This window comes from Reichenbachiella versicolor, from assembly GCF_003171675.1.
Lineage (GTDB): Bacteria > Bacteroidota > Bacteroidia > Cytophagales > Cyclobacteriaceae > Reichenbachiella > Reichenbachiella versicolor.
In genome coordinates this window covers 766492-790755 of the sequence record NZ_QFZQ01000001.1, presented here as the reverse complement: position 1 = coordinate 790755, position 24264 = coordinate 766492, and the positions used below count along the sequence as shown (strand labels likewise).

At 35.7% G+C, this 24264-nt stretch carries 16 protein-coding genes; 3 read left to right on the top strand and 13 right to left on the bottom strand.

The window, feature by feature from the left end; genetic code table 11:
- Positions 1 to 61 precede the first annotated feature (61 nt).
- Together DKG80_RS03180 and DKG80_RS03175 are read right to left on the bottom strand one after the other, a co-directional pair.
- Entirely contained in the window at positions 62 to 811 is a 750-nt protein-coding gene (locus DKG80_RS03180) for a HupE/UreJ family protein (protein ID WP_221409036.1), read from the bottom strand.
- Between the two features lie 77 nt (positions 812 to 888).
- On the bottom strand, positions 889 to 3048 hold the full coding sequence (locus DKG80_RS03175; protein WP_109829834.1) for a M3 family metallopeptidase: 2160 nt from the start codon (positions 3046 to 3048) through the stop codon (positions 889 to 891).
- 285 nt (positions 3049 to 3333) lie between these two features.
- Here DKG80_RS03175 and DKG80_RS03170 point away from each other — a divergent pair, with 285 nt between their 5' ends.
- Positions 3334 to 6117 (top strand): ligand-binding sensor domain-containing protein, encoded by a 2784-nt coding sequence (locus tag DKG80_RS03170; protein WP_109829833.1) that lies wholly within the window; start codon positions 3334 to 3336, stop codon positions 6115 to 6117.
- A 324-nt stretch (positions 6118 to 6441) separates the two neighbouring features.
- On the opposite strand, the gene DKG80_RS03165 is transcribed toward DKG80_RS03170, so the two are convergent.
- Complete coding sequence (locus tag DKG80_RS03165) at positions 6442 to 6756, bottom strand: hypothetical protein (RefSeq protein WP_109829832.1); 315 nt, start codon at positions 6754 to 6756, stop codon at positions 6442 to 6444.
- 158 nt (positions 6757 to 6914) lie between these two features.
- On the opposite strand from DKG80_RS03165, the gene DKG80_RS03160 reads away from it, so the two are divergent.
- Positions 6915 to 7394, top strand: coding sequence for a hypothetical protein (locus tag DKG80_RS03160; RefSeq protein ID WP_109829831.1), 480 nt, complete (start codon positions 6915 to 6917; stop codon positions 7392 to 7394).
- On the opposite strand, the gene DKG80_RS03155 is transcribed toward DKG80_RS03160, so the two are convergent.
- From DKG80_RS03155 to DKG80_RS03115, 10 genes are all read right to left on the bottom strand, one after another.
- Positions 7384 to 8622, bottom strand: a complete 1239-nt coding sequence (locus tag DKG80_RS03155) for a tetratricopeptide repeat protein (protein WP_109829830.1) — start codon at positions 8620 to 8622, stop codon at positions 7384 to 7386. The two genes, DKG80_RS03160 and DKG80_RS03155, sit on opposite strands and share 11 nt — an antisense overlap.
- Positions 8623 to 8694: 72 nt before the next feature.
- On the bottom strand, positions 8695 to 9951 hold the full coding sequence (locus DKG80_RS03150) for a tetratricopeptide repeat protein (RefSeq protein WP_162555654.1): 1257 nt from the start codon (positions 9949 to 9951) through the stop codon (positions 8695 to 8697).
- Between the two features lie 81 nt (positions 9952 to 10032).
- Positions 10033 to 10191: a hypothetical protein gene (locus DKG80_RS21055; protein ID WP_162555653.1), complete on the bottom strand. Its 159-nt coding sequence runs from the start codon at positions 10189 to 10191 to the stop codon at positions 10033 to 10035.
- A 2605-nt stretch (positions 10192 to 12796) separates the two neighbouring features.
- A complete protein-coding gene (locus DKG80_RS03145) occupies positions 12797 to 13561 on the bottom strand; it encodes a peroxiredoxin-like family protein (RefSeq protein ID WP_109829828.1) in 765 nt (254 codons plus the stop codon).
- Between the two features lie 315 nt (positions 13562 to 13876).
- Entirely contained in the window at positions 13877 to 14368 is a 492-nt protein-coding gene (locus tag DKG80_RS03140) for a MepB family protein (RefSeq protein WP_109829827.1), read from the bottom strand.
- Between the two features lie 199 nt (positions 14369 to 14567).
- A complete protein-coding gene (locus DKG80_RS03135) occupies positions 14568 to 15074 on the bottom strand; it encodes a PAS domain-containing protein (protein WP_162555652.1) in 507 nt (168 codons plus the stop codon).
- A 525-nt stretch (positions 15075 to 15599) separates the two neighbouring features.
- Entirely contained in the window at positions 15600 to 16232 is a 633-nt protein-coding gene (locus DKG80_RS03130) for a LysE family translocator (RefSeq protein ID WP_109829825.1), read from the bottom strand.
- Between the two features lie 353 nt (positions 16233 to 16585).
- Positions 16586 to 18772, bottom strand: coding sequence for an IPT/TIG domain-containing protein (locus tag DKG80_RS03125; RefSeq protein ID WP_109829824.1), 2187 nt, complete (start codon positions 18770 to 18772; stop codon positions 16586 to 16588).
- Between the two features lie 339 nt (positions 18773 to 19111).
- Positions 19112 to 20104 carry a lipocalin family protein gene (locus DKG80_RS03120; RefSeq protein WP_109829823.1) on the bottom strand — a complete coding sequence of 331 codons (993 nt, stop codon included), beginning with the start codon at positions 20102 to 20104 and terminating at the stop codon, positions 19112 to 19114.
- 263 nt (positions 20105 to 20367) lie between these two features.
- Positions 20368 to 22389 carry a T9SS type A sorting domain-containing protein gene (locus tag DKG80_RS03115; RefSeq protein ID WP_162555651.1) on the bottom strand — a complete coding sequence of 674 codons (2022 nt, stop codon included), beginning with the start codon at positions 22387 to 22389 and terminating at the stop codon, positions 20368 to 20370.
- Positions 22390 to 22862: 473 nt separating this feature from the next.
- Here DKG80_RS03115 and DKG80_RS03110 point away from each other — a divergent pair, with 473 nt between their 5' ends.
- Positions 22863 to 24230 carry a LuxR C-terminal-related transcriptional regulator gene (locus DKG80_RS03110; protein WP_109829821.1) on the top strand — a complete coding sequence of 456 codons (1368 nt, stop codon included), beginning with the start codon at positions 22863 to 22865 and terminating at the stop codon, positions 24228 to 24230.
- Positions 24231 to 24264: the final 34 nt, after the last annotated feature.

Sequence of the window (24264 nt, the reverse complement as noted above, 5' to 3'; positions counted from 1 at the left end):
TCAGTTTTTCATACTTTCTGAAAAGTTGCAAGGACGTACTATTATGAATAGTAAATGGTATTTATAAGAATACTCTTTCTACAAACCAAAACAAACCCACTAATGCAATCATTATAGAAGCTGGTATTTGTACTCTTTTGCGATACCAACTTTTGTCCCTAATGAACCAAACTAATAATGCTGCTACTACTAATACAATTAATTGCCCTACTTCTACACCTATATTAAAGGCTAATAGTGAAGGAACTAAATTGCCTTGAGGCAATCCATATTCGCTCAATACAGATGCAAAACCTAATCCGTGCAAAAGCCCAAAACTAAAAACAACAAACGGCCTCCATTTACTAGCTTCTTTGAATATACAGTTTTCCGCTGCTACCCATACAATAGATAAAGCTATCAAAGGTTCTACTATTCCAGCGGGCGCTTGAACTATCCCTAAGGCGGCAACGGCTAAAGTGATCGTGTGGGCTAGTGTAAAAGCTGATACCTGCCAGAGCAATGATCCTAAAATAAGACTAGAAAAAAACAGACCCAAAACAAACAAAATATGATCGAGCCCTTTAGGTATAATATGTTCTATACCCGCTTTGACAAACACGAAAAATTTTTCATACCAAGGCATTGCGGAAAGTTTGCGAATCCTCTGTCGTTTCAAGGCAGCAGCATACTCAGCACTGACTTGCTGATCTTGAACCTCTAGCTGTCCTTCTTCTATCTCACGAATAATAAGTTCGTCTTCTGGATGAGATTGAGCTCTAAAACTCAAACAAAGAATAGATAAGAAAATGAAAGGAAATAAAAACCTCATAATCATAAGAATAGTATTTTCACTAAACAAAAACGGCTCGGATTCCCGAGCCGTTTTTAGTCTTTTTCTGGTATTATTTATTCCATAGAGCCGTCAAGACCTCTCACTTTCAATAGTGCATCGATCTCTGGTTCTCTTCCTCGGAACTGAACATAAAGATCCTTAGCCTCTTCAGTAGAACCTTTCTCATAGACATACTTTCTAAGTTTAGCAGCAAGTTCAGGATTGAAAACATCTCCAGTTTCTTTGAAAGCTTCGAAAGCATCTGAATCAAGAACAGCAGAATGAACGTATCCATAGTATCCGGCAGCGTATCCTCCAGAGAAAATATGTGCAAAATAAGTACTGCGATATCTAGGAGCTATTTCATCAATCAAACCAATCTTATCTAATGAAGCTTTTTCAAAAGCATCTGCATCTTTCAGCTCTTCGTCTGCTTTGATCGTATGCCAATCCATATCAAGCAATGAAGCTGCCAGATATTCTGTATTAGCAAAACCTTGGTTGAACTTAGAGGCTTTGAGCAACTTGGCGATTAACTCATCTGGGATTACTTCTCCAGTTTCATAATGTGTAGCAAACGTTTTAAGAATCTCAGGCTCACTAGCCCAGTGCTCTAATAGCTGCGCTGGAAACTCTGTAAAGTCTCTTGGACCTGAGGTACCTGACATACTACCATAAGTTACGTCAGTCATGATACCATGCATAGCATGACCAAACTCGTGAAACAATGTAGTCACATGCTCGAAAGTAAGCAACGAAGGAGCATCTCCTATAGGAGCAGGGAAATTACATACATTGACAACAATAGGACGCTTTCTACCATCTAGATTAGACTGGCCTTTGAAACTACTCATCCATGCTCCTCCTCGTTTGTTAGAACGAGTGAAGTAATCACCTATAAATATGCCCAAATGGCTTCCATCCTTGTCTTTCACTTCCCATACTCTCGCATCTGGGTGATAAACTTCTACATCAAAAATCTCCGTATAAGTCAGCCCCCAAAGTTTATTTGTAGTAGCAAAAACTCCATTGAGTACATTGTCAAGAGATAAGTAAGGCTGTATAGCTGCCTCATCTAAATCATATTTAGCTTTTCTCACTTTCTCTGAATACTGCCACCAGTCCCAGCCAGCGATTTCAAAGTCTTTACCTTCAGCATCCACTACTGCTTGCATATCTGCCACTTCCACTTTGGCTCTTTCCAAAGCTGGCTTCCATAGCTGCATCAACAAATCGTAAACTTCCTCAGGAGTCTTTAGCATGCGCTCTTCTAGTACAAAATGAGCATGAGTTTCGTATCCCATCAACTTAGCTCTCTCAGCACGAAGTTTCGCTATTTTAGCAGTGATTTCTTTATTATCCGTTGCATTATCATTATCTCCACGCTGGACATATGCTTTGTACAATTGCTCCCTTAAGTCACGACGATTAGACTCAGTCAAGAAAGGATACATGCTACTTCTATGAGGAGTGAACACATATTTATCTTTGTACTTAGCTTTCTCTTCTTCAGTCTCAGCCTTCTCCATTTTTTGAGTCGCTGACTCAGCAGCTGCAGCAATGATACTTTCAGAAAGACCATCTAAGTCCGTTGAATCCAAAACCAATTCAAAACCATTCGTTTCAGCTAAAAGATTCTGACCAAATGCTGTAGTCAATTCAGATATCTCCGTATTAATCTTTGTGATTTGCGCTTTTTCTTCCTCATTCAATAATGCTCCACTTCTCACAAATTGCTTACGAGTATCCTTAAGTAGCTTAAGTTGTTCTTTGTTCAACCCAAGACTCTCTCGCGATTGCCAAATTGCTTCGATACGCTTAAACAGTCCTGCATTTAATGTGATCTTGTCATAGTGCGCAGAAATCAATGGGCTTAATTCTCGCTCTAACTCTTGCATCTTAGGATTTGTATTTGAACCTGTTAGGTTATAAAACACACGTTGCACTTTGGTCAAAAGCTTACCTACTCTTTCCAATTCCTCAAGGGTATTCTCAAAAGTCGGGGCTTCAGGGTTATTGACTATTGCATCGATCTCTGCAAGATTATCTTTCATCCCTTTTTCAAAAGCCGGCTTGTAATGTTCGTCTTTAATTTGTGAAAAAGGAGGAGCACCAAATGGAGTATCCCACTCCACATAAAAAGGATTTTCTACAGCCTGCATTTCAGTCTGATCTTTTTGAGTTTGACAAGCAGCAAAAAGCGCCACTGTCGCTATAATAAATAGTTTTTTCATAAATGGGGTGTATTGTTATGTGGGCAAATATAGTTTTTCTTTTTACCACACCTAGCGATGAAAATTTAGATTGAAAAGAACAAAATTATAGATATACTCAAGAAAAAATAAAACAATTCCAAGCCTCATGTTTACACCTAATAAAACACAGATGGCTTCATGCGACATGTCAGTGATAGTAATAGAATGAATGACACTCATTCGATCCATAAATGATTGGCTTTGAGCAATAGTATGATTAACTTTTAGTAAGAAGGCCAATTTAATAGAGACATACGAAGTAGCATGAATAAGAGAATGGTAGTGAAGCATTTGATTAGGAATTTAACAGCCTTTTGCTTTGTTATATTCATTTCTCTATCCGCCTATTCAAAGAATCCAAATAGACACCTAAGGTTCATTAATATCAACACTGAACATGGATTACCACACAATAGGATCTATGATTTTACTCAGGACAAATTAGGTTTCGTATGGGCAGCTACTGAAGAAGGCGTAGTCCGCATTCACAAAAAAGGAGTATGGATATTAACTGACGATCATAGCTATGTACCCACTGGCAGAACCAAAAGAATAGCCACTCTAGAAAACGGTGATATTGTTTTCGATATTATGAATCGAGGCTTCTACAAATATGATTACTCATTAGATACTGTCACTAAATATTTCCACTTACAAAAAGAATTTCTCAACTTAAAGATTGATCACGTTTCAGAAATAAGTATCGCTGAAAATCATATTTTCTTGGCAACTCCAAAAGGACTTTTTTCCTATGATCTCAACTCTCAAGAAAAAGGTAATAGGTTAAAATTAGTATTAGATACACCCAGTTTATTTATAGAGAATTTACCAGATGGCGGATGGGTTATTGGGCACTACGATCTCTATTACAAAAAAGGAAATAACACTCCAGTACATATCACCCCACTAATTAAAAAGCTTGGGAATAAAGATTTTAGGATAGGACCTATAGTAGCATCGACTTATGATCAAAATTCAAACAAAATCTACTTAACCGGCAAAAAAGGAACTTTTGAACTCGACTTGGACACTTACGAAATGAAAATCATTTCTCAAAATCAACCTACAGTCTTATGTTTTGACACAGCCTTAGATCTAAATGGCAAGTTGTACACCTGTAGTAACGACGGACTTGAAATATATGATATCAAAAATGAAGATTTTACAATCATCAAGAAAAACCCAGAAAGAGGATTAGTAACGGATGTCTTTCACAAGGCTTTTGTAGACACAATGGGAAACATTTGGATCTCGACCTGGAATTTTGGCATTATGTTCTTAGATAATCAAAGCAACAAGTTCCAAACCATACTCAGTGGAAATGACGACAAGTGTTTTCAAAGCGAATTCGTTGAAGGCATAGAGTTTCTCAATAAAAAACTGTATATCAATGCCAGTAAAGGCGAGCTATATGAATACGACATTAAAAAAGACATTCTTGAGATGTTGCCCCTTGATGGTCATCTTATTAATGGAAACATTTTTCTAATAAAGAAAATTGATGAGTCCAAGCTCTTGTTGAGCGGTAGAAGAATAACCACAATCTATGATGTCAAAAAAAGAAAGGTTTTAAAAGAGTTCTTCTTTACGGGTAGGTTTTTATTAAATGCTTTCAAAGAAAATGATGAAACTACTTGGCTATTGAGCTGGGGAAAAATGGGGAAATTGAATAATAATACACTTGAGGTCACCTACCCCAAATTAGATTTCGAATTTAATCTTCCTCTCAATTGTATGGCTCGTCTATCAAAAGATGAGCTTCTGATCGGTACTGACAAAGGACTGTTGAAATTTCGCTCTGCCACAGGTGAAGTTTCAAAAATCCTTCCTTCCGACTCTCTGTTATCCAAAGTAATGATAAACTATCTATCTGTTCATAATGAAACAATATACGCCTGTACCAAAAACAATGGTTTATTAAGAATAAATGCTAAGAATGGCCAATATAGTAAAGTACATAAATGCGCAAATACACCTTTTAACACAACTGATAATATCCAAATCGATTCAAACGGGAATTTATGGGTATCTGGAGAAAATGGAATATTTCGGTACGCCCCTGAAACAGAAGAGACGCTGACATTTAGTAAAGATGATGGCCTGATGAGCAACATTTTTCAAAGCCGATCTGGCATGACCGACGCCGATGGTAATATTTACTTTGGTGGATGGAAAGGAATCACATTCTTTCATCCTGATAGTATCCTAGAGACAAAAATCGAACACCCCAAAACATTCATTACTGAATTTACATCATACAATACCAGTACAGAACAATATGAACAAATAGATGATGGTCCCATTATCAATACTGATGTCATCAACCTACCTACAACTAATCGAAGATTTAATATCTCATTTGCTAGTGCCAATTACAATTACAGCAACAAAATCATGTATAGATACAAGCTTGAAGGTTTTGACTACGACTGGCACAGAACAAACGACTTTGAAATCACCTACAAAAATGTAAGGCCAGGGAAGTACACCTTCCATGTCACCACACAAAATGCTGACGGTTCATGGAGTGATAGCATCAAAAAAATAAAGATCCAAATAGCTAAACCTTGGTGGGCATCTACATGGTCAATATCAGGATTCATTCTATTAGGCATTTTCGCCATAAGGCTTCTGATTTTTTGGAGAACGAAGAGTCTAGAAAAGTCTAAAAGAACTCTTCAACGAATCGTCGAAAAAAGAACAAAAGAAATCAACCACAAAAAAGAAGAGTTGGAAGTGCAGTATAGAACTATCCAAATGCAGGCTGAGGAACTACAGACCTATAACGATTCTTTGGAAGAAATGGTAAATGCCCGAACGAACGACCTTAAATTAAAGAATCAAATCCTAGAAGATCATGCTTTTTTCAATTCTCACATGCTTCGAAAACCTGTAAGTAACATACTGGGATTGATTCAATTATTTGATCTAAGACCTGATGATATCAGCAAAAGGGAGATTTTTGATACGCTCAAAGTATCCGCAAGAAATCTTGATGGATACATTAGAAAAATTCAAGAAATGTTAAGAAATGAGCGTAAAAACTAATCTAGTTGGCGTTACTCACGAAACTATAAGAAGGGCTAAAAACAATAAATAAAGGAGTTCTAACAATCTTTTTCGACTGGAAACAGCATTTCCAATTCATCAAGCGGGGTAAATAGAAAATGTAGTTGAAAGCTTGGTTAGACTTAGTTAGGGTAGATAAGCAGACTTAACTCTGGAAATTAGGCCTGAGATCCGGTCTGATTAACAGACCGGGTCTCAAATTTTAACCTAGACTTCACCTTGTAATGCTGCTGGATCCGTTTCGTGTAATTAGGTTGATCCTGCTGCCCCTCTTGCTTATCTATAAAAGCTAGAAAGGTATTTTTATTTATTTCTCGGATAATCTCTATCCGACTCGTGACGGACTAAAATATTCTTAGAGTCCAAGTCACTATATTTTACCATATGAATGAATAGTGGGGTCATATCCTTATAAACAACCTTTATATTCAATGCATTAGAAATTTCACTTTCCAGTCCTGATGGAACCATCGCCAATAGCTCACGCTCCTGAACAGTGTATATTTCACATAGTTCGTCTAAATAAGTACTCTCGCTGCCCTTAGAAACATATCTATTAATCTCATGAGAAAGTCTAGTATGTTCTTGAAGCATTAAACTGAGGCTATTCCTATCCATTCAGAAAACTTTTCATTTTGTTTTAGATCAATTGACCGAATATTGAAACAATTATCAGTCTAGAACTATATTTGTGTGAATACCTTCGTATTTACGCTAACAAAAATAACCCAATTGAACGAAAATAAAGTTCATTTGAACGAAATAAATCTCAATAAATGAGTATTGCCTCTAGATTACTGGAATTTGCTGACTCAAAAGGACTAAAAAACAGTGCTTTTGAATCCGATATTGGAGTGAAACCTGGATATCTAAAGGCACAAATAAGGCGTGAGTCAGAAATAGGTCCTAAAATTCTTCAAAATGCAGTAGCCAAATACCCTGAAATCAACCTGAGATGGTTAATTACTGGAGAAGGCACGATGATCTTAGGCGAAAGCAAGTCTGAGTTCGACAATGATGCTCTACAGACATTTTTAGATTCTACTGACCATCAGGATGAAACATCGATCATCAAATACATGCAAGAGCTTCAAAAGCTCAGAGTATTCCCAACGGAAATAATTAGTAAAATCAACTCGATGGTGGCAGGGCTGTATCAACAGATAGCTGAGCAACAAGATAGTAGAATATCGGCTATGACAGCCTATGAGAAGTTACGTACCAAAGTCAGAAAAGACCTCAATATCATGGATTGACCAAGGTCTGATCCAGTTCCTTGATAAAAGTTTTGTATTTATTTCTTTTCTTTTGACGAGAATAGTATAGCCAACTGACTAATGAAATAATAGCGATCATCAACATACTCGCAGATATCACCCAAATCAAATATTCTTTTTCAAGCTTTTGATTCTGAAGGCCTATCTCAAAGTCTTTCACCATCAATTTGACATTACTATTTTCCAGTTCAGAATTGTTCTGGGCCATTTTTTCTATTATACCAAGATCCTCTAATAGATCGCTATCATTTTTGGCTACAGCCACCAGCTTGAGGTATTCAAAAGACTCCTTCAATTCTGCTGGATGATGAGGTTGACCTGAAGGATTGAAATTAAGATTAAACCCCTTATTTAGATATACTAATGCAGAATCATACGACTTCAAATGATAATATATTTCTCCCAAACTATATAATATGGGAATATAAGTCATAAGGTAATCCTCATTCATACGCCTTTCAGCACTGCGAATTAAACTTAGAGCCTTGTCATATCGCTTCTGCTTCATATAAATAAGACCGACATTCAGCTCTGATATTGCAATAGACTCCTCTCCTATTCCTGACACCTGTCCGGATTCATAATATAATCTGGCAGCCTCATCCAAATCTCCTAAATCCTCACTATTCCATCCAAGCTCACACAATGAAGACGAAACCATTTCGCTCATCCCATTACTTTTAGCCAATTCTAGACATTTCAAAAACATTTCCGTGGAAGCACCATAATCTCCTTGTTTTCTAAACGATAAGGCTATATTGTAAATACAGTTAAGCTTTTGAGGTGTCATCCCCAAATCTTCCGCTATTACCAAAGCTTCTTTAAATTCATTATTAGCTTCATCAAAACTGTTTAAAAAAAAATGGATTAAAGCAGACTTCTGAACTATCTCAAATTCTAATTCCCGAAGGCTTCTATCCTCTAGAACTAGTTCCTTTGATTTGAGTAGAAAAGACAGGCTTTTCATATATTCCCTAAGTTCGTAATATTGGTTTCCTACTAAAAAATAAAACTCTGCAAGCTCAGCTTTGTTCACATTGCCATTTTCAGAAAGATATTCATCCAATAATTGAATCGATAGATCAGCAGAATCTAATGCTTCCGCTTCTACTTTGAGTTTTTGTAAATTGGATAAGTCAAGATCTGCTTTGGCAAGAAAAGTACTAGTAAAAATAAATAGCCAAAAGACTGATAGTTTTAGGCTCATTGTATTGGTCTTATTTCTCAACAATTTTAAGTTAGTAAAACAATCAGAAAGTAAGGAGTACAACTTAATACCTTAATGATTGATTAATGATTGGTCTATCTCATCTAGTAGAGACTTGTAGCTGTCTCTCTTTCTTTTTCTAGCATAGTATACCACAACACCCCAAATCAACATAGCAATCACTAATACAGAGGCAATGGCAACCCAAATGAGATAATTGCTTTCAAGTTTTTCATTCATCAGTCCATTTTCATAGTCCTGAATCATCAGCTGAGCATTAGCTTTTTCAACATCATTCAAATTGACCATCAGATTACTATTATACTCGGCCATTTTTTCTACCACGCCTAGATCTGTCAATAAATACTTCCCTTCCTTTGCTTCGGCTACCAACCTTAGATACTGATAAGACTCTCTCAACTCTGCAGGATGATAGGCCATATTCGAAGAGTCTGGAAGATTAAGGTGAAATGCTTTATTGAGATGAAATAGAGCAGAATCATACAATTTTAAATGGTAATAGCTTCTACCCAAACTATTTAATATTGGTACATAAGTAAAAAGGTAATTTTCATTAATTCGCTTTTCTGCTTGTAATAACAATACTATTGCTCTCCTGTAATTATTTTGAACCAAATTAACATGACCCAGATTTAATTCAGATATCGCTATAGACTCTTGACTGATTCCTGAAACTTGTCCTGATTCATAATACAACCTTGAAGCCATTTCTAAATCACCTATATCTTCACTATTCCAGCCTAATTCGTTCAAACAAGAAGAAATTTTTTCACTCATATTATTCTTCTTGGCTAATTCCAGACATTCAAAAAACTTCTCAGTCGAAGCTTCATATTTCCCTTGATTACGGAAGGCTAAACCAATATTAAAAACACATGAAATCACTTTACGAGTTTCATTTAATTCCTTGGCAATCAATAATGCAAGCTCAAACTGTTTTTGCGCTTCTGTAAAATTGTTCATGAAATAATTGATCAAAGCAGACTGATAAATTATTTCACATTCAAGTTTTCGAAGGTCTCCATGTTTTATAACCTGCTCTCTTGACTTGAGAAGAAAAGACAAACTTTCTAAATATTCTTTCTGCCTATAAAACTGCTTTGCTATTAAAAAATTAAACTCAGCAAGCTCCTTAAGATTTGTATTCTGGGATTGAGACAAATACTCATCTAATAGTTTTATCGAAATTTCCGCTACATCTTTATCTTCAGCCTCACTTATTAACTTTTGAAAATAAGAAGAGTCAGCTTGAACTGATAAAATATTAGCAAACATAATTATGTAAATTGTCAACCACTTTAGACCCATTTGACCAATCTTTTATATCTCAATCTAAAACTGGAAGAAACTCTTTATTTCTTCCAGTACTCTTTAAACTTTCTATCTGGATTATATACCACTATCTGGCAATCCCCCTCCTCTACCTGATTCTGGGCTAGTAACCTCTTGGTTTTGTTTTTCTTCCTTTACAGGCATTTCATCTTCAGCACAAGAGCTACAGATAAATGGAAAAACTAATACTGCGAACAATTTAAAAAAAGTTTTCATGATAATAATGATTATTTGTAAATACCATCACCTACCTAGGTGACTTTCTTAGAGTTAAAACTAAAAGAGTTGGCTATTCTTTGCCCGTTAACTACTACTACTCTCTTGATTTAATCGGTATTTACACAGGTTTTGCCCTATCACATGAGCATATCCGCATTATTATCCCTCCACCTATTTCCTACTATATTTTTCTACATTAATCACACATATTTTCATGAAATAAGACCGAGTCAAACAAAAACTGTTTCGAACAACTATTAAGTGTAGAATAAGATCTTCTAACACCATAAATGAGTTTTACAATCAACGAATACTCCTTAACCATTAGATTAAATGATGTGCAATGTCAAATTGTAGATGATTCGTAATAAATAACTCCCTGAAAAAGAGCACTTTTCCTAGAAAGGATCAGAGTAGAGACTCGAACAAAAAAAATTGAAGAAAATTGGAGTAAGACTTAAAATGAAGTCGGTTTTCACCTGAAACCATACCATTCGAAATATAATTTTTGCAAAAATATTTCAAATAGCTATTGAAATATAAAGCAACACTTTATCTTCGCATCAGGTTAGGTTAATTAGATAAAGGGGCAGTTCACATTCGTGGCTGCCCTTTTGTTTTTCAAATATCTCAGGACTGACTTTAAGCTTCCCCCCTTCAATTACGTCTTTGATTTAGGCGATTACTCTCTAACCATTTCCATAGATTTTTAGCATATTTATTTTCACTAAAAAAGAACAAAACCGTTGTTAGTGTAAAAACATCATTTTAACTTCGCATCAGGTTAGGTTAATTAGATAAAGGGGCAGTTCACATTCGTGGCTGCTCTTTTGTTTTACAAATATCTCAGGACTGACTTTAAGCTCACTTCTTAACAAGTGCATCTCCATTTAGACACTCATTTATCAGCCATCATATCAGGTTTTTTAAACCATTTATTTTCACTAAAAAATCACAAAACCGTTGTTAGTGTAAAAACATCACTCTACCTTTGCATCAGGTTAGGTTAATTAGATATGGGGCAGTTCACATTCGTGGCTGCTCTATTTTTTTTATCAAGGCTGTGACTATTAAAAAGCCATTCTCATAGCAATAGTGTTCATATATAGACACTCTATTCACCAATCTTCATCGTACAGTTTTAGACTAACATTTTTTACTAAAAAAAGAACAAAACCGTTGTCAGTGTAAAAACAACATTTTACCTTTGCATCAGGTTAGGTTAATTAGATATGGGGCAGTTCACATTCGTGGCTGCTCTGTTTTTTTCACCTATAATACATCAAGGTAATTCTCTAACATTTTTTAAGCCTCTCCTCCACAAAGCACCCTAATAATTAGCATTTGAATTCCAATCTTCATGTAGTATAGAACAGTAGATAATTTAACAATACCGTTGTGTATATTTATAGAGAACTTTAGCTTTGCAAAAATCAGATTAATTAGATAGTTGGGCAGTTCACTTTGTGGCTGCTACTTTTTTTAATACTGTTTCAAAACCAAAACCAAAACCAAACTCCTCTCCGGGCAAAATCACACCTATTACGATCAACAAACGAAATATTTTTTACTAAAATCAATACGAGTCATTGGGAATACAAGAAAATCTTAATACCTTCGCATCAGGTTAGGTTAATTAGATAATGGAGCAGTTCACATTCGTGGCTGCTCTATTTTTTTGCACCTATAATAAAAGCCTTACTTAAGGCGATTCTCTTAAAAGTATCAACAACTACCATTCAATTTCGGATTTCAGCCAATAGTGAGGCCTCCTTTACTAAGTACATAAAAGTACCTTCAACATTATATTGCTTGACTAGCCTAAAGTTCAGCCAAACCACTTAGCTATCGCTGCTGATTAAATTTTACAAAAAACAATTACAACCGTTGTGAGTGTAAAAGAAGCATTCTATCTTTACATCAGGTTAGGTTAATTAGATATGGAGCAGCTCACATTCGTGACTGCTCTATTTTTTTTGTGCATATAGTAATAGAGAACTATTACACACCTTTTGAGTAATTCTCATTTCCTAGAACAGTACATTTACTACTCTTTATTATCATTCATTAATCTTCCATAAGATGACTAACGGAAACGTGACTGCTCTATCAAACGAGTCGTGTGACTCCCCTCTCCTAGTATATATTACTACGACTAAAACTGCTTCTTATACTGATACTTTACTTTGTAGCGAAGAGTTAAATTTTGTTGAGTTTTTTTTTTAGAAAATCATTGTAAGTATCAGAGAGGCATTTTAGCTTTGCATCAGGTTAGGTTAATTAGATAAAGGAGCAGTTCACATTCGTGGCTGCTCTTTTTTTTCAGCATTCATATCTGAACCTCTTTCATTTCTATGATACGCGCTTTGATAATCTGCTTTTCTATATAGTATTACTTAGAATCAACTTCTATTTCATCAACTAAACCTTTATAGAATACAGACTGGTAGAAACGACTTTCATGCATCATGATTAGCAATGATTCAACCTGTCAAGAGAGCTCGACTGAGAGCAGTTTATCAACTAACAATAAAAAGCCGATCCAATGCAATAGTTTATGCACCAGATCGGCTTTTGGTTTTCGAAAGTGTTGAGAAATAACTTATTTCTTCTCCAAGAATTTCGTTAGTTCTGTAGGCTCTGCGCGATTTCTATAGTCAGCATCTAAGAAAGCATATTCTATTTCTCCATTTTGGCTGATGATATAGGTAGCTGCTAATGGAAGCTCGTTTGATTCGTCTCCGTTATGCTTATTCAGTTCAAAGGCCATATTGTATCTTTTAGTTACTTCATCAGTAAGTTTAAATACTATACCATATTCTTTGGCTACTGTATTACCAATATCACTTAATACCTCGAACTGCAATTCGTGCTTTTCTTTGGTAGTGATCGATTGATCTGGTAGCTCTGGAGTCAAAGCGATCAAGTTTGCACCGTTTGCTTTGAAGTTAGACAACTCTTCCTGCAGTGCATGCAATGTCAGATTACAATATGGACACCAGTTACCTCTATACCAGGTAAGCACTACTTTACCTTTCTTGAGATATTCTGATAAAGAAACCGGCTCACCGAGGGCATTGTTCAAGGTGAACTCTGGCGCCTTATCCCCTACCTGCTTGGCTGAAGTGACTATCCCACTCTTTTCTACTGACTCTATACCTTCCTTGTAGACCTTTTTAGTGTCCTCATCGGCCTTGAGACTAAAAGTCGATTTACGTTCTTCTAATTTAGATTTAAGCGTATTCACAGCCTCATTTTCTACTTTTTCAGTATCTAGACTTTGTTCGACTTGCTTGGCTTGTTTTCCTCCTCCACACGACATCATGAAACCACTCAATACGAACGCGGTTAAAATTTTGTAATTCATACCTTATTAAAAAATTATGGGTTATTAAGTTCAATTTGAGATAGTATCACAATTCACAAAACGGAAAATTCTTCGACCTTGGAAAGCGGAATATATTATGGGATTTTGTCTCACTATTCCATAGAGGCTCTGAATCACCACAAAAGGTTATCACCTTGCCATTGAAATACTCCTCTCATATTTTGCACGATTAACGTAACCGATCCGGTTATAGTTCAAAAAACGTTTGAAAACTGAGGTTTTATTTGTGAAGTAAATAAATCGTCAAATTGTTAGTCTCTATATTTCACTAAATAATGGACTAACACAACATTTTTACCTACTATACAATTTAGATACTGCGTCGAAATCAGTGTTTTGACCAATTTTATAAAAGTAGTTTAGTTGCCATTGTTGAGTCCTTTGCGCTTGTTTACTCTGCGTTTCATCCCACGATGGATATACTCTAAACCCTCGCTTCCCTTCTTTTATCATAGTTGAAATCAAACCTTTATTAACTAAGGTAGATTTCGGAAATACGAATTGTCCGTATTCATTACCTTGGCTTACATTGACAATAAAGTAATCGAAGGGGTCAGAATCTTGAAATGGTTCTATGGGACCATCCTGTTCTCTTTTCCAAAACGTCACAAACTGCCCCACTTTCTTTGGAGTGATTTTAGCATCTCTGCAAATGACATTCCTTCCATTGAGCTGAAACCTACATGCTTGGTAATCTTGGCTTTCGGACTCTTTTTGATAGTTAGAGACTGGAAGTCCTAATTTTGAATATACTTCCCGACTGACCAGTTCTAGACTTTGATTCATACTGTTGCTTTGTGCTTATTCTTTAAAGGCAAACTTCAGTAATTATACGGAACACTTGAGATAATTACACAAAATAGTACGTTTGAACAGCTAGGTGATAGATTTTTATAATTCTCTTATCTCTTAAAGGACCTTTATATAACCTTTTTCTTTACTGATACAGATTAGAAAGCATACGGCAATAATGCATCTAAGCCTATTAACCGACTTGTCTTTCGAAGGCTATAAAATGCGTAGTATCTTCATTATATAATGGAATTATTTTAACCTCACACTTGTATAGTGAATTGTCTTTTCTATGATTTACCACCACTTCATGAAATGGTTGGTTTTGTGTTATTTTCTGCCTAATCCTTTTCTTAGTTTCTTGGCAAGTTTGGTCTCCTTGTAGGAATCTAGGCGTCTTGTTAATTGCATGCCTTTTGGAATACCCTGTCATAGTCGTAAAACCATCGTTGACCCAAATGATATTTTGATTCCTGTCTGTAATGATCAGTGCTTCGTAATGATTCTTAGAAAACTCTGTGATTAAGTCATTTTTCCAATTGAACTTCTTAGTGAAAGAAAGGACTTTTTTCATCTCTGATTCTTTTTTAAACTGAACCAGTCTCCTTTGATATTCAAACATAAAAATATCCCAACTCATCAACGGCATGGGGTTGACTTGTGGTGTTTGGGTTTTGCTTTTCTTCTCTTTCGCAATCATATTTAGAACAATTAGATAAGTATCTATTTGAAAAAACCAAGCTCCACGACAATACTGAATATCTTCAGCGTTCGATTCTAGCTCGTGTAGAAAATTTGGGTTAAGACTAGTGCCAATTAACAATTGGACTAAAAATCCTTTGGGATTCCCTGAAACTATTGATTGAGTTAAATTATCTGGATGCTAAGGAATTGAAAAATCCTTTTCCAGACTAACGCAAGGCTAGTCTTTAATGGTTTGATTCACAACCTAAATTATTTACTATTCATAACAGATGTCGCTTCCATTACATTGAACTAACGGTTTTTAAATGAATCTTTTAATCTCTACGATTTTTTTTCATCTAAATAGCTCAGCATACTTAGCTGCTAGTATAGGTAGAAGTAAAGGGCTATGTTTAGCGTGTTTATCTAGGTGGGAATGGATCTATATAAACAAGACTTTCTTTTGATTCTTTTATTAAGGTTGGCTTGCTTTTAGGATTTAAAGATTGTTAGCTGCATTAAGAATAAATGGTTTAGAACGTCACTTTGCTTTAACCATTACCATTTTCATAGCTAGTCCAGTTAACACTGAAGCCATAAACCATTTTTGAATCCTTAACCAAATCGGCTTTTTTGAAAACCAAGAAGCCATTTTAGCAGCGGAAATAACAATTAATAAATTTATTGTGAAACTTATCACTATTTGAACTATTCCTAATTGAAAACTTTGACCTAAAATCGAACCATTTTCAGGTCTTATGAATTGAGGAAAAAAAGACAAATAAAATATAGCCATTTTAGGATTCAGAATATTTGTCATAAGTCCAATATTAAACAGTTTCAATGGCTTATCTGGCTTTAGATTCATGTTAGCATTGAAAACTCTATTTTCTGACTTAATCGAATGATAAGCTAAGTAAAGTAAATATCCTACACCTAAAACTTTCACTACAAGAAAGGCATAAGGAATTGCAAAAAATATTGCAGTTAAACCAAATGAAACCATAAGTATATGAAACAAAAAGCCACACATTACACCGAAAAGCGAGATAATTCCAGCACTTTTTCCATGGGATAATGACCTTGAAATTAGATAAATCATATTTGGGCCTGGTGAAATCACCATTATTAAAGCAGCTAAACCAAATAGAAGTATATCATTGAGTGGCATCATATTATTTCTAATAATAAATTGTTCGAGTTATTGTATTATACAACAACCTAATATTTTTTCCATCTGTTTTTTGTTTTTAAGTTGACACACCATACTAAAATCGACAATTATTATACAGGTGGATTAATTCATCGTCCTATCACCAATGAGATGACTTTTTGTTTTGAAAAGATTAAAACTGTTAGTTTATGAAAAGTTTTAATCTACTTATAAGGGTATTCAATTACGAGAAATACTCCTTTCTGATAGGGCGTAGACTGCTCACTTGACTGATAAAACTAAGGCTGATCAATGGTGAAACACATCTCCATTAGACCAGCCCTTTTTTTAACACTAAACCAATTAATTATTGCTTATAACTCCAATGTGTATACAGCTACATTACGAGGTGCTGAGAACATTATATATGGATTTCCTTGACTGAATACTGTTCGTGGTTGTCCGACATTCGATCTAAAATCTTCTTTTCCTACTATTCCCCATGCATCATCTTCCAGACTGTACACATTTACATTAGCAGACCCATTCTCGGTTCCAGATAAATACAAAACGTCTTTTTCTATTGTCAAATTTATTCTCAACCAATTCCTTGGAGGGTTAGCATTAACTACTTGTCCCCAGCTATTCCCTGTTTTCTTTCTCAATACGACATTGGAATTGATATCAGTATAGGCATACCACAGATCTCCTTTACTATCGAATACCATAGCTCCTTCTCTTACAGTAGTCAAATTAGTCATAGTAGTGACAGTCCAGTCAGACGCACTAGGTGCAAATGTGGCGATCTGATTTGATTTCCCTCCGGCCACCAAGTTGCCATCACCATCAAATCCAAAAGCATAGAGATTAAGGAAATTGGAGATAATTGGATTAGTTCCTACTGGTGTCCAAGTGTTATCACTACCAAGCTTAGAAACTGCCAATTGACCTCGATTCATATTATCGGGATCGATGAATCCTATATAGTAATCGTAGAATTCACTAATCGGAGCTCTCTTTTTTCTTATCAGTATAGCTTCTCGAGCATTAAGATCGGTAGTCACCAAATTGGTTCCAACTTGTTCCCAAGTAGACCCGTTAAACTTTCTCACCTTCATTCCTCGCTGATCATCAGCCTCACCCTGCCAACTGTTATAAATTAAATAAGGAACATTATCAAATACAGAAATGGTAGGAAAATTACCAATACCACCAGCAGAAATACCGCGACTACCTACTAACTCCCAGCTGGTACCATTGAATTTTTTGACTGATAACTTATCTCCATTCCCTTCTTCTCTAAAGGCATAGTATATAGTACCATCTTCGGCTACTGCTATATCGTGATGTCCATTGGTACTACCAGGTGCTATGTCTAGACCGTCCGTACCTGCAACTTTCCAATTTTTGAAAATATTGATAGAACTAGTAGTCAATACATAATTTAAAGCTTGTACCCGTACAGCATGGTTTCCAGTTGTCAAATCATCTGGTATATCTACTACTAGTTTATTGTTATCAAAAGATTTTACAGTAGCAAATACTTCATTATCACCTTGAATAAAGCTAACTGTGTAAATATCCTCTGATGGAAGGTCAAACATGTTAATGGTTAACTCTGCTCCAACTTCAATAGGAGACGAACTAAAAAACCAATGTCTGTAAGGCCTTATAACTTCGAAAGTCTCAGTACTCTCTACTGACAATCCATTGACAGAAATATAGATATTGCGAGAACCTACATTATCTGGAACAAATAGTACTATTTCAGTTTCTGTAGAAGAAAACAATACTGCGGACTTACCTTCTTCCCCTCCAAACCTCACCTCTATATCAGATAGTTCAGTACTGAAGTTGGTTCCTGTAATGGTAATCTTAGTTGTCACAAATCCTCTATCCTGAGAAATCGCAGTGATAGTAGGGGTTTGGAGGACTTCAAAGTCGGCTTCTGTGAGTCCGATTTGATCATTCACTGTTACTTTGATTTTACCAGTAGTTCCACCCACTGGCACTGTTACTTTGAGTTCAGTCTTACTCGCTGAAATCACTTCTGCTTTGACTCCATTAATCTCAACTAAGTTCTCTGAAACTGTTTCGCCGAAGTTGCTACCTGTGATGGTGACTTCTTCTCCTATATCAGCACTCTCGGGTGAAAACCCTGAGATCACTGGCGCTGTGCTAGGTGTCGGCTCTACTATAAAATCAGTTTCGCTAGTGAGGGTCTTTTCATGAGTAGTCAACGTGATCTTCCCGTCTGTGGCTCCAGACGGAACTAGCACTTTGATTTCAGTTTCTGTAGATGATATCACATCTGCATCAGTCCCGTTGAACTCGACTTCATTATTATCTGAATTCGTATCGAAGTCTACTCCTGTCAAAATAACCTCTGTACCTACCATACCTTTAGACGGACTAAAACTGGTTAATGAAGGCTTAGGAGAGGTAGCCGTATCAGGATCATCTGAGATACTTGGTTCTTCGTCTCCTCCGCACCCGAAGAAGAGCCCTACAAATAAAATACACAGGCATAAATACCTATTTAAAAAGTAATAATTTTTCATAAATGCACTTGATTAATTAAAGATCCGCAAAGATGTTAATCAGATACATCAATTGATAGTCCCCTAATTTGGTATTTTTCTATAAATCGAGTCGATTTTAGTGGTGGAGCTATAGCCTACTGGGTTTCATTTCTCGATTCTAATAACTTCAGTGTTTTCAATATTAGATGATCAAAACTTTTACTCTTGAGTATGAGTAAATGAATGATGATCTAAAACAAAAGCCCGATCAACAGAGTATTTCATCTCGGTTGATCGAGCTTCTATTATTAATTAAATACTTTCAGAAACGGACAGGTGCTATTATCACATATTAGTATACGATAGTAGAACCTAAATCTATTTCACCATTTTTCTATACGAATACTCAACAGTTTGATCTTTGGAATCACTATCCAGATACTTATAAATCAAGACAATGGTATCGTCACTCTCTACCTCAATCGTAACTGCCGATACTCCTTCCAATAGAACCGTCTTATCGTCTTTGACGATATAGTTTAGTTGACTCTTTTTAATGAATTGACAAGAAGCTTCTGTATCAAAAGTAACCTGATCTCTACCTTTGGACACTTTAGCTGAGAATTTACTAGGAATGGGGTAACTCACCCCTATGTTGTAGTCCAATAAATCGTTTCGATTAAATGTCGCTTTGTATTGAACAAATTCTAAATCTTCATCGGACTTGAACTCTAAAGTATTCTTTTTAGAACATTCATCAGAAGACTCATGTGTCCATGTACCTTTTAATTTTTCGATAACTGCAGACCCATCAAATTTGATCTCCTCCTTTTCTGTCTTGTCGGTTTCTTCCTCTGGAGAAGTCTGGATATTCGTGGTTTTCTCTTGATCACTTACTACAAGTGCTTCACTGTCTTTTCTGATAAAGACATCTGTTTGAGATTCACTAGCTTCATTACTATAAGTAATATGAACGGATTCATCAATTAGTTCAACTTTATCATCAGATCCAAAGAAGGAAATACTGGTTGAATCTATGACCGAATAAGTTCCTGACCTTTCCGATATCATAGAACAAAGACCTGAACTAGAGCCCATGTTCACGTACTTGATAAAGTATTTGTCTTCGCTAAATGTAGCTTCAGAATTCTTTAAACATTCAAAATCTTCTACCGAAACGTTCTCACCATCTACCATACTACTTACCAATTTCCATTCTCCAGATAGTTTTTGTGTGATCACTTCTATTTCTTGCTCAGTTTGCGAACCTTGAGAAGATTCATCATCAGTCGAATCACATGAAAACAACATAATGGAGCTGAAAACAACTGATGCTATGTACGGTGCGGTTATTCTAATTATTCTATTCATTAATACAGGGATAAAATTGTAAACAACCAACAAACGATACTCGTTTTGAATATCGTATGATTATAGAAATTATTTTTTCTTTCTCGTCTTAGCAATAGGAATTCAATCAATACCGATATTCCATACACTACCATCTATCTAAGAGTCAAATGGCAATGTAGAACCTGAATTAACAATAATAAAAAAACCTCGATACTCAACCTTAAGGTCAAATTCGAGGTTTTGATTTTTAGTACCAATGTTCAGTACTACTTATAGAAAGATTACTTTTTTACGAACCTTATAGATTTTTCTCCTTCAAGTTTCAATATGTAAACACCTGAGTCAAGATTGCTAATATCTATTTGTGCGAATGCTGTACCTTTCAATACTACAACACCAACACTATTGTGTATTTCATATACCAGGTTTTCAGACAGCCCTTTTATGCTCAATATGTTTTCTGCAGGGTTCGGGAATACCACCACCTCCTTAGAATTTACCTCCTCTATATCACTTACTATCGGCTCATCGGGGTCTGGGGTATCAGGGTCATCTGGAGTGTCAGGAGTATCTGGTGCATCAGGATCATCTGGATCTGGTGTATCTTTCTTTGTGGCTTTGATGAAGCTCCATTCAGAAGTAGATGCTTCCCTTTTCTCTATCACAAATAGAGAAGCCAAATCCCCAACCTTTCTTAGTGCACTTTTATGTTCATTCCCTCCAGGTGAGAATACGTACTTTCCATTAGTACCTTTAAATACACTCCACCCTGGTTTTCTTTCGGTAGAAAAGGATCTTATTTCAGCATTGGTTGCACCTTCTCCTCCATTGGAAAACCGATTATTCAATTGAGCACGTTGCTGCGGAGCATTTGGTCCTTTATAAACATATAGGTATTCTCCTGTTCCTACATTTTTAATAATATAATAATTACCTAAGGTAGAAGCTTCCTTTAGGTCTTGTTCGATTTCCCAAAGAAAATTATCATCAGAATCGGGACTACTTGATTCTATTAATTTCACTAGACCACCATCGTTGGCCAAATACTCTTTATCGTTCCATCTTATTAAATATGTGCCATCTGGGCCAATTCCTTCATCTGGACAGGCTTTGGTAGTAATATCTTGATGATCGACACCTAAACCTGGCTGACCTGAACCAATGTTTAAACCTGTCGAACCACATCCCCATGATCTAATGTAGTCTTTTCCTGCAACAGGATTGTTGATAGTGTTACCAGTAATAGTAATATCATCCAACGCCATACCAATAGCAAAAAATCCCAACAAATTAGAACCAGCTGGTTGATTGACAGTGTTATTAATCATTGTAATATTGGTACAAGACTGTGTTGCTCCTAAGTTGAATATCTGTCTATTCGTCAAAGTTCCTGATAGATTAACCGTATTACCATCCATGATGATATTTTGGCTAAACTCCTCCGCATGAACAACTTCTTTTTTGTAGATATCAAAGTCAAATATGTTATTAGTGATTTTCACATTGCTTCCTTTAGAAATCGAAGTTCTACAATTCTTCATTTTCGAATTTTTGACTTCTGTGAAATTCTGATCCCATAATGCAGGGAATTCATCATTACCAGCATCTATGGTTAGAAACTCTGCAATCTCAGATTGATAAACCACTGAAGGAATGAAGTTACACCATTCTACTACCAGCTTTTTTCTATCCACAAACGGATCAAAACTTTTGGAAGCTGTTCGGTTCGATACGATTGACTTTTCAAAACCTAAGAAAGTACAGTTCTTAATACTTCCTCCCAAACCATCAGGGCATCTAAATATCTGCTTATCTAAAAATGCATTAGGAGCACTTTCAATATCAAATATACAATTGGATATGTCGACATCAGGTTGATGTCTATTCACAGCATGAAACCCTCGTCTATTGATTTGGATATTTGAAATATTAAGATTGTTACATCCAGATGTGATCTGTACACGTTCACCTGTGAAAGTAACTATAGATTTAATATTGGATGCAGGAGAGTCATATGCACCTCTGTTATCTGCCGTTCCGGCTATATTACTACCTATGATAGTAACATCCTTTTTCAATTTGGCTTCGCCGGAATTTAAGTTTATTGACCAAGAGCCTTCTTGAAAAGTAATAGTACCTCCATTAGAAAAAACATTGATCAGTTTTGCCTTTGCCTCTGCATCAGTATTAAGCGATGTGACAGTTTCATCAACGGCAAACGCTAGAGAAGTGGAGAGTATAAAATAAGTAAAGATTCCCCCCCTCTTTAGCTTTTGAATGAGTGAGTAGTAGCAATTTGTCATCATTGAATATTTAAAGTAACAGCAATAGTATATGAATATTCTATGATCAAGTTGGATACACGAAAGTAAAAAAACGAATTCAATTAAGAGCCTATTGATTATTTATTTTAAACTCAACGGTTAATAAGTGGCGTAAAGACATAATATGTAGGGAGTGAAACGTGAGATATAAGATTAAACGAATCTTGAAATAATTACTCGTACACTTATTTAACTATTTCTACTTATCGCTTCTAAAACCTTACTTATGAATTCAGCCTTGAAAGGAACATGCATTAAGTAGTTTTAGTTCCACAAAACTCTTCACCGACAAAACCAACCTATTAAAGAGAACTACATATTACTTGCATATCTTTTGAGCTCTGAATCATTTTTTAGCATCTTATTAAATCGATTTCACTCTTAATATCTTATCTTGCTGATTCCAGCCTGTAGCCTAACTGAATATACATACCGTCTATTACCCTACTTACATGAAATCCACTACTCTTGATATAAAGTGCAGCGAAGGCTTATTAGAAACTCTAATTGCTCATAAAGACAATCTAGATGTCATTGCCAATTCTCTCCCTTGTTCCATTCATATCAATGCTATTGACGATTTTAGGTTATTATACCTGGACCCTAGACTCTGCCGCAATCTTGGATTCAAGTCCCTCAAAGAACTTGGAGATTCGGCTGTCAATCTTGACATATGCCATCCAGATGATTTAGAACATGCAAAAAAGGTTTGTATTCATTATTTAGAGCATATTGATGACTATAGCACCTATAGTTTTGTTCAGCGAGTTAAATATAAGAATGGCAACTATCATGCTCTGTATACGACAGGAATGGTCGTTAAAGAATTAGGAGGTCTGTTACAATTCAGTGTTGAAATACAAAATGTAATGGATCAATTTGGTAGAATTGATCAAATTATAGAGGACACTGAATTCGCACGGACTAATTTTGAAAAGATCCAATTACTATCTTCTGGAGAAAGAAGCTTACTCCCCTATTGGCTTAATAATACAACAACGGACGAGATTCAGAAAAAGCTTAACCTCACACCACAATCCATCAAGACCTATAAGAAAAGAATATTTAAAAAACTCGAAGTCAATTCATTTGTTCAATTGTATGAGTATGGACGAGCATTTGACTTAGTAAAGAGCGAAACACCAAAAAATCAAAATATCAATAGTGCTAAGTCTCTATTACCAGAGATCTTTCATCAGCGCAAAGGTTATTCTTCTCCCAAATATCCAGGATTTTACCACCTTCATTACACAAATGATTTTACGGTACTATTCATGGATGAAGAAACATGCAAAGAGTTTGAGAGTAGCCTTGAGGAAATCCAGTCACTTGGTGGAAAATTTCTAGAGTTAGTGACACATCCAGAAGATGTCCCTAGGGTTAAAAGTCTTCTCAAGGGTTTAGTTGAGTCCAATGATGAGAACAAAATACTAACCTATTTTCACAGAATCGTACTGAAACCTGAAAACCAAGAAGGCTATACGATGGTGATTACCAGTGTGAGACTGGATGTGAAAAATGGGATTTTCTACTGTATGACCAACTCTACGGATCAGCTACAAGTGTTTAGTAAAAAGATCTCTGACGCACTTAACAATTCTTTTAATTCAAAAGAAAAGCTGTCGAAATTTGAACAGTTGACTAGGACTGAAAAGAAAATGTTTGCTTTACTTTCAAATGGAATGTCTACTAGAGAAGTCTCTAAGAAAGTAGTAAGGTCTGTCCGTACCATAGAGCAACATAAAAAGAACATATATAAGAAGCTTAACATCAACAAACTTTCCGAACTAGTAGATTGGTCTTCCAGACTCAATCAATAAACCCTCTTTTTTCTTAACTAAGTAAGTATTGGGG